Genomic DNA, 8,505 nt, shown 5'->3' with positions numbered 1-8,505 from the left:
AGTTATAATTTCTGCCTTAGTCATATCTGATTTACTTTTATTTAATTATATAAATACTTAACTGTTTTGGGGTTGCAAAAGTATCGCTTTATAATTTAAGTGCGAAATATTTGTCTGTTTTTTTTTAATACCAATGTAAAACGTACATTATCGTTACAAAGTATAAGGTAAACTGCTAATAATTAAAGACAAACCAGTAAGCTCCTATACCCTGTACGGAATACACCATGTGCCCCTAAAATGCGCCTGTTCAAAGGTTATAAATTACCTCCATAAAAGCCTGGAAAAACTCCATAAAACCACCACTTGAACTATCTTTTTACACATAAATGTCAGTGTTCGGAGTCCGATGTTGAAAACCTTTAGTCTTTTAACCTTAAGCCTCCGTATTTTTACACCTGATGAATTTTACCGACGAGTTGGTACAATGGTACCTGGAAAACAAGCGCGATCTGCCCTGGCGTAATACTACAAATGCTTATATCATATGGCTTTCTGAAATTATTTTGCAGCAAACGCGGGTAGAACAAGGTCTGCCCTATTTCAACCGCTTTTTGGAGCGATATCCAGACGTAAGCAGTTTCGCCGCGGCTGATGAGGATGAGGTACTTAAATTATGGCAGGGCCTGGGTTACTACTCCCGTGGGCGCAACATGCTTAAAACGGCACTCCTGGTGCAAGAACAATATCATGGCGTATTCCCAAGCAGCTATAATGAACTGATTAAGCTTAAGGGTATTGGCGAATATACTGCCGCAGCTATAGCATCGTTTTCTGCCAATGAGGCCAGGGCTGTGGTTGATGGTAACGTATACCGTGTACTTGCCCGGTACCTCGGAGTATATGAGCCGATCAACTCTACCACAGGTAAAAAAACGTTCCAGAATCTGGCCAACGATTTTCTTAATAAGAAAAATCCAGCTTTGCACAATCAGGCCATGATGGAGTTTGGCGCTATGCTTTGCAAGCCCAAAAATCCGGGATGCGGAATTTGCCCGGTACACTTAAATTGTTACGCTTTTAAAAATAATGCCACAACGGTTTTACCGGTTAAATTAAAAACAGTAAAAGTGCGGGAACGCTTTTTAAATTATTTTTTAATAACCGATGGCGATACCGTTTTAATGAACAAAAGGGGCGATAAGGACATCTGGGCCAACATGTACGATCTCCCGCTGGTTGAAACCGAGGATTTATTACCAGTACATGAATTAAAAAATTTGTCGCAGGTAAAAGAAATTTTTGGCCCGGATATGGAATTATCCGAAAATTTAGTACCCGTTCAGAAGCATATTCTTACCCACCAGCGGCTTTATATAAGACTGATCAAAACAACATCAAAACCAATTAAACTACAACAAAACTGGTTTTACGCCAAGGTTGAAAATCTTCAAAACCTGGCATTGCCCAAAGCTATTTTTATATTAGTAAAAAATATTTTTAATTTATAAAAGAATTATCCGTTATTTTATGGCATGTCTGGAATTAATAAAGTAATACTTGTAGGTCATTTGGGAAAAGATCCTGAAACGCGAATTTTAGAGGGCGGGGTGTCCGTAACCAGTTTTCCGCTGGCCACCTCAGAAACTTATAATAAGGATGGCCGAAAAGTTGAACAAACCGAATGGCATAACATTGTAATGTGGCGCGGACTTGCCGATATGGCGGCCAAATACTTGCAAAAAGGCAGACTGGTTTATATAGAAGGAAAACTGCGTACCCGCTCATTTGAAGACAAGGAAGGAGTGAAAAAATACACCACCGAGGTTGTAGCCGAAAACTTTACCCTGCTTGGCCGTAAAAGTGATTTTGACGGCGATCAACGGGCAATCTCAAGATCTGCCGATACTTTTTTTAATGGTTCAAACAATAATGGTACAATTGATAATGACCCTGCCTATTGATATAAATCTATACCAAACCAAATCATATTAAACAACAAAGCCCGGCATTAACTTGCGGGCTTTGCTTATTTTTATGTGTCTATCTGCTACCCGGCGGGCAGTATTGTTTTAAGTAACGGGTAAATAAAGTTTTCAGGTGCAGGTTGGTACCTTCTCCTTCTGAAATACTATGCGTACGGTTAGGGTACGACATGAGCTCAAATTGCCGGTTGTATTTTACCAGTTCATTGATCAGCTCTTCGGCGTTTTTATAGTGTACGTTATCGTCACCTGTACCATGTATGTACAATAGGTTGCCGCGCAGATTTTTGGCATAGGTAATGGGCGATCCTTTAATGAAAGCAGCACGACCTTCCGCATCAACCGGAACGCCCATATACCGCTCCTGATATATGTTATCATAGGTTAACTGATCTCCAACAGCAGCTACAGCAATACCTGTTTTATAAATGTCGGGGTACTGGAACATCAGGTTTAGGGTTGATGAGCCACCGCCACTCCATCCATGTACAGCTATCCTGGTCGAGTCAACAAAAGGCCATTTTAGTATCTCTTTAGCGGCCATAGCCTGGTCGCGGATATTGATGATACCAATATTTTTATAAATAGCCTTGCGCCAGGCAGTGCCCTTCGGTGCCGGGGCTCCACGGCCTTCAACAGACATATAGATGTATCCATCATCGGCCATGCTGCCAGCGTACAGCCTGTTGTTACCTGCTCCCCAGGTATCGGTAACGGTTTGCGAAGCGGGTTCGCCATAAACTATGAACACAACCGGGTATTTTTTATGCGGATCAAAATTGCTTGGCTTTTTCATCCAGCCATCCATTTCAATACCGTCGACGGTTTTTACTTTAAAAAATTCGGTTTTGTTTTGAGCCTCTTTATTTAAAGCCACTACCGTACCGCCAATATGTTTATGAGCAGGCAGTGTAACCACCTCGCTAACCGGAGGCGTGTAACTGTTTGAAAAGTTGTGCAGGGCTACTTTTCCATTCGGTGAAATATCATAGCTATGCGTTCCGGGTTCATCTACCGGCGAAACACGCTCGGGCTTTGTACCACCAGTAATTTTAATGCGGTACAAATATTTCTGGGTGGCATTATCCGGCGAGGCCATAAAATAAATATATCCCGATGCCTCATCGATTAAGTTAATGCTGATCACATCGTAATTGCCCGGGGTGATCAGGCTTTCTTTACCCTCACGGCTAATACGGTAAATATGTTTCCAGCCATCTTTTTCACTTACCCACAAAAAATCTTTTCCTTTATTTACCCATTCCCATCCGGTTGGATCGCCTGCATTCCAGCGCTCTTTTCCGTCAATCCAGGCATTGCTTTTTTCTTCGCGGATCATTCGGGCGGTGCCATTTGATACGTTACCGATAAATACCCGGCTCTCTGTTTGCGCACGGTTAAGTTGCTCCAGGATAATTTCATTGGAGTTCAGCGTCCATTCCATTCTCGGTATATAATGCTGCACCGCATCGCCGGGAGTATTTATCCAGTTGGTTTTACCGGTGCTAATATCTACTACCCCTACCTTGCACGAGCTTGGATCCTGCCCGGCTACCGGGTATTCTACCGGTACTACATAAGGATAAATAGAATCGGTAGTGTTCAGCATCAGGTAGCTTTTGATCTTCGTAGCATCAATTTGCCAGTAGGCTATCGACTTGCTATCCGGCGACCAGCGAAAACCATCGCGACAGCCAAATTCTTCTTCATAGGCCCAATCAAAAGTACCGTTAATGAGCTTGGTGCTACCATCGGTTGTTAATTGCTTAACAGAGCCATCGGCCAGGTTTTCTACATAAATATTATGGCCGCTCACATAAGCAGCTTTCAAACCATCGGGGGAGAATTTAGCAAACATTAATGATGATGCAGGCAGGCTTTTACCCAGCTGCCAAAGCTTTTTGCTGCCGGTATCGTACACCCAATAATCGCCGCGGGTATCATAACGCCAAACTTTTTTAGTATTGGTATTGATAAGCACCTTTTGCCCGTCGGCAGATAGGGTGAATCTTTTAACACCTATGTATTGCTGCCCTTGCGGGGTCAGCATTTCTTTACTTATCCAGAGTGTTTTTTTGTTGGTATCTCGGGTATCCAGTATCCTGATGCCATCATCAGTGATTTTGTAGTATTGATAGCCGTCTTTTGTCCAGTGTTGTGGTGCAGACCGTTGCGCATTTGCTGTATACCCGGCCAAAATGAGCAATACAGTTGTAAGGAATAATGATCCCGAACGAAAAAAATTCATATACGATGTGTTTTAATTAGATTGCGGCCAAATTGTACAATTAAGTAAAGCCGCGGTAAATTTTGCATTAAATTAGCACATTCAAGCGCCTAAAAATTCTGTGTAATGAAAAAAATACTCCTTTTGCTACTTATTTCCATTTCATTTAGCACAATAACGCAAGCCCAACATGCAGACAGAAGCAAGTTTATAAAAGATAGTCTTGACTTTTATATAAGCCGAGCCCTCACCAACTGGCGCGTGCCGGGTGTTGCGGTTTGTATTGTAAAAGACAATAAAATAGTGCTGGTAAAGGGTTACGGCATCAAAGAGCTTGGCCTGCCCAACCCTGTTGATGTAAACACCCTGTTCATGATTGGCAGTAATACCAAAGCTTTTACTGCTACAGCTTTGGCCATGCTGCAATCCAATAACAAACTATCATTGGATGAAAAGGTAACCAAATACATACCCGAGTTTAAATTGGAGAATAAATTCGCGGGCCAGGAGGCTACCGTGCGCGACCTGCTTTGCCACCGCCTGGGTTTTCAAACTTTTCAGGGAGATTTCACCTTTTACAATACTAACCTTACCCGTCAGCAAGTTATTGCCAAATTAGGCGAGCTTAAAGCCCCTTATGCCTTCCGCACCAAATGGGGATATACCAATGCCGCGTTTTTAACCGCCGGCGAGATCATTCCTCGCGTAACCGGGGGCAAATCATGGGAAGCTTATATTAAAGAGGCCATTTTTGCTCCCCTGGGTATGACCAACTCCCTCACCCTAACTAAAGATCTGCCTAAATCACTTAACCGTACCGTACCCCATACCCTGATTGATGGCCGGTTATCCGCCATCCCTTATTGCCAGTTAGACGGCCTCGCACCTGCAGGCGCTATCAGTTCAACCGCTAATGATATGAGCAAATGGGTGCTGGCCTTATTAAATAATGGCAAGGTAGGCAACCGGCAGGTGATACCACAAGCCGCTATACAGGCCACCCGTGAACCACAGGACATTGTTGGCAGCCAGTATCATTTAACCGGCGAAAATAATTTTGAGCTGTATGGTCTGGGCTGGTTTATTCAGGATTACGCCAATCACCGCCTTGTTATGCACGATGGGGGTGTAAGCGGATACCTATCTTCAGTAACGCTATCACCTCAGGACAATTTGGGTATTGTGATATTGACCAATACCGATCAAAACGTATTCTATGATGCACTGCGCTGGGAAATCCTTGATGCATATTTTGGTCGCAACTACCGCAATTACAGCGATAATATGCTAAAAGAGTACAAAGCAGATGTAAGTACACAACAGGCAGCCGATAAAAAACTGCGCGATTCAGTGTTATTAAACCTGCGCCCGGCATTACCTGCAAATGCCTACACCGGTAAATATACAAATAGCATTTACGGCAGCATGACCGTTAGCCAGGGCGAGAACAACGATCTGGAAATGCGCTTTGAGCATCACCCAACTATGTTTGCCAAACTGCAACCCTTAGGTGGCAACAGGTTTTATGTAACTTTTTCTGACCCTACGCTGGGCAAAGCTGTATTCCCCTTCACCGTATTAAACGGCAAGGTAAGCAGCGTAAAAGTTAAAGTTGCCGACTTTGTAGAGTTTGATCCATATGAATTTAAGAAGGAGTAGGTTGATTTGTGGGGAGTGAGGAGTGGGGAATGAGGAGCATGAATTGGTAATTGATTTAAACTATCTTCGCTCCCCGCACTTCACTCCTCGCTCCCCTCACTCTAATATTTCCCCGATTTATCGTAATTTCAGCGCTGCTAATCAGTTTACATGAAAAAACTACTCTTAACAACTATTACGGCCTTGTTTGCTTCTGTTGCCATTGCGCAGCAGGACGCGCAAAAGGCCATCTATTACGCCATATCGTTCCCTAATGTTCAGCATCATGAAGCTGAGATCGTAATGACCGTTCCTGATGCTCCGCAGGTTTTCAGATTCAGGATGAGCCGCTCGTCTGCCGGTCGCTATGCCACTCATGAGTTTGGCAAAAATATTTACAATGTTAAAGTAACAGATATTCAAGGCAACCCATTGCCTTTTAACCAAATTGAAGGCGACCTGTACGAAGTAGGCCCCCATCCTGCTAATATTAGGGTAAGCTATACCCTGTTTGCCAACTGGACCGACGGTACTTATACCAGTATTGAACCCAGCCATGCCCACCTGAACATGCCCGCTACATTTATATGGGTACTTGGACAGGAAAAACGCCAGGTTAAATTTGAGTTTAACGACCTGGAAAAATATGGCTGGCAAGTTGCTACTCAGCTAAAACACGAAGGCACTAACGTGTATAGCGCCCCCAATTTACAATATATGATGGATAGCCCAACCGAGCTTTCTAACTATAAAGTAACCAGCTGGGACGTGGCCAATAATGGCAAAAGTGAAAAGATCAATTTAACTATACACTCCGATGATGACCAAAGTGTGGTTGATAATTTTGGTAAAATGGTGCAAAAAATGACGCTGGAAGAAAAAGCTATTTTCGGTGAACTTCCCGCTTATGATTATGGCGAGTATACCTTTTTGGCCGATATATACCCTACCACATCAGGCGATGGTATGGAGCACCGCAACTCAACCTGTATTGTTATACCCGTTGAAAAAGTTGCCGGTAATGAGAAAGATTTATTAGGGGTATTTTCGCACGAGTATTTCCATAGCTGGAATGTAAAACGCATCCGCCCGAAATCATTGGAACCATTCAACTTTGAAAAGGCCAACATGAGCAGCGAACTTTGGTTTGCCGAAGGCTTTACCCAGTATTACGGCGAATTGCTGCTTACCCGCTCGGGCTTTAACTCCCTTGATGATTATACCGGCACCCTGGCCGGGCTGATTAATCAGGTATTAAATACGCCAGCCGCTGCAAAATATCCAGCCACCCAAATGAGCCGCTACTCGGTATTTGCCGATGCCGGTGTATCCATCGACCCCAACAACAACGTTAATGATTTTACCAGCTATTACTATTACGGTGGCGCCATTGCCTTGGCTCTTGATCTGCGCCTGCGCAGCGAGTTTAACTTAACGCTTGATGATTATATGCGCCAGGTTTGGCTTGCCCGCGGCAAGGTGATGAAACCTTATACCATTCCCGATCTGCAAACAGATCTGGCCAAGGTGACCAACAACCCCAAATTTGCTGCCGATTTCTTTAACCGCTTTATTTACGGTACCGATAAAAACAATTATGAGGAGTTATTGGGAAAAGCAGGCTTGGTACTGCGCAAGGTCCAGCCGGGCAAAGCATGGGCAGGCTCCCTGGCCTCAACCCCGGGCAGGGGCCGCGCGGGGCAGCAACGTGCAGCAGGCGCCGAAGGCTTACCTATCCTCTCAAGCACCATTATTGGTACACCTGTTTACAAGGCAGGTCTTGACGCGGGCGACATTATTTTGAAAGCCGACGGCCAACCCATTACCGACCCTAAATCATTCAGTAATGTGCTCACCAGTAAAAAACCTGGCGACAAAATCACTGTAAACTATAAAAACCGTACAGGCGCGCACGAAACTACCATAACACTGGAAGAGAGCCCGTACCTGGAAGTGGTTACTTTTGAAAAAGCAGGCAAGCAATTAACTAAGGAGCAGGAAACATTCCGCAATAATTGGTTACAATCAAAAATTAAATAAAAGGCCATGAAAAAAACTTTAGCAGCCCTTGCCTTCATGGCAATCTCGGCGCACAGCTTTGGGCAGGATGTAAACAAGCTCATTGATCAGGATGATGTAACCCGCATCATCAAAACCCTTAGTGCTGATGATATGCAGGGCCGGGCAACCTTTACGCCAGGTATTGAAAAAGCCGCTCAATTTATCGAAAGCGAGTACACCAAAGCCGGCTTAAAGCCATTAGAAGGTAACACCGGTTATCGCCAGAATTTTACGATGGTGCGTTCAACGCCAGTTAAAACTACTGCCTCTATCAATGGTAAACCTGTACCTGCCGATAGTCTTTTTACCGTAGGTACGCAATCATTTACCTGGGCTAACGATAAGGATGTACAGATAGTGAATGTAAGCGCCGATAAAAATTTCAGACAAGAATATGTGAGCGCTCAAAAAAGCGGTAAAAAAACGCTAATGATCGTTGATCCCAAATTTCAGAGCTTATTTAAGCGAGCTCATGATTCTTACTCTATGCGGGGTAGCGTTAGCTTTAAAGGCGCAACAACATCCCCTGTAACACTTGTATTGGGTAAGTTTGATAACATTACCTCATTTGAGGTCAATTATGAAAACAAAACAGAAGAATTACCACTGTTTAACGTTGCGGGTATGATTCCCGGTAAAACCAAGCCTAACGAG

At 43.8% G+C, this 8,505-nt stretch carries 5 protein-coding genes and 1 pseudogene; 5 read left to right on the top strand and 1 reads right to left on the bottom strand.

The window, feature by feature from the left end; translation table 11 throughout:
• Positions 1 to 401 precede the first annotated feature (401 nt).
• Both mutY and AAGC65_RS23025 read left to right on the top strand, forming a co-directional pair.
• Positions 402 to 1,451, top strand: coding sequence for an A/G-specific adenine glycosylase (gene mutY / locus AAGC65_RS23030; protein WP_343114819.1), 1,050 nt, complete (start codon positions 402 to 404; stop codon positions 1,449 to 1,451).
• Between the two features lie 24 nt (positions 1,452 to 1,475).
• The gene (locus AAGC65_RS23025; RefSeq protein ID WP_343114818.1) at positions 1,476 to 1,904 is read left to right on the top strand and encodes a single-stranded DNA-binding protein; all 429 of its coding nucleotides are present in this window, start codon (positions 1,476 to 1,478) and stop codon (positions 1,902 to 1,904) included.
• Between the two features lie 79 nt (positions 1,905 to 1,983).
• Here AAGC65_RS23025 and AAGC65_RS23020 read toward each other — a convergent pair whose 3' ends face one another.
• Positions 1,984 to 4,173, bottom strand: a complete 2,190-nt coding sequence (locus AAGC65_RS23020) for a S9 family peptidase (protein WP_343114817.1) — start codon at positions 4,171 to 4,173, stop codon at positions 1,984 to 1,986.
• 105 nt (positions 4,174 to 4,278) lie between these two features.
• Between AAGC65_RS23020 and AAGC65_RS23015 the strand changes: the two genes are divergently transcribed.
• The 3 genes and pseudogenes from AAGC65_RS23015 to AAGC65_RS23005 form a co-directional block, all read left to right on the top strand.
• Positions 4,279 to 5,811, top strand: a complete 1,533-nt coding sequence (locus tag AAGC65_RS23015) for a serine hydrolase (RefSeq protein ID WP_343114816.1) — start codon at positions 4,279 to 4,281, stop codon at positions 5,809 to 5,811.
• Positions 5,812 to 5,961: 150 nt separating this feature from the next.
• The gene (locus tag AAGC65_RS23010; protein ID WP_343114815.1) at positions 5,962 to 7,830 is read left to right on the top strand and encodes a PDZ domain-containing protein; all 1,869 of its coding nucleotides are present in this window, start codon (positions 5,962 to 5,964) and stop codon (positions 7,828 to 7,830) included.
• Positions 7,831 to 7,836: 6 nt separating this feature from the next.
• Positions 7,837 to 8,505: pseudogene (locus AAGC65_RS23005) on the top strand (peptidase M28); the annotation flags it as partial.

Origin of the sequence: Mucilaginibacter sp. (genome assembly GCF_039207105.1) — a bacterium.
Classification (GTDB): domain Bacteria; phylum Bacteroidota; class Bacteroidia; order Sphingobacteriales; family Sphingobacteriaceae; genus Mucilaginibacter.
Note: the sequence above shows the minus strand (reverse complement) of the source record. Positions and strands in the feature narration are given on the sequence as shown.